Below are 235 nucleotides of genomic sequence, written 5' to 3' on the forward strand. Positions count from 1 at the left end.
CGCTCCTGGGTACCGAACCCCACCGGGTGCTGCTCGCGCCGCAGCGCCAGCATCGCCACGCGACGGTCCTCCGAGCGTTTGTTCGGCTCGGTGTCCACCGGGGTGCGGTCATTGAATGACATCACCCGCAGCGGCTCGGGCGCCTTGGCCAGGGCGGTGCCGAGCGGCAGCGCCAGCGCGATCAGGGCCAGCTGGGCCGGACGACGAAAACAAGACATCATGGGAATCCCTCCAT

At 68.9% G+C, this 235-nt stretch carries 1 pseudogene; it reads right to left on the reverse strand.

Annotated elements, in window-relative coordinates:
* Positions 1–218 (reverse strand): annotated as a pseudogene (locus tag ACQG3P_RS23945) (endonuclease/exonuclease/phosphatase family protein); the annotation flags it as partial.
* Positions 219–235 lie beyond the last annotated feature (17 nt).

It is taken from the genome of Stenotrophomonas sp. SrG, assembly GCF_050031795.1.
Classification (GTDB): Bacteria; Pseudomonadota; Gammaproteobacteria; order Xanthomonadales; family Xanthomonadaceae; genus Stenotrophomonas; species Stenotrophomonas rhizophila_A.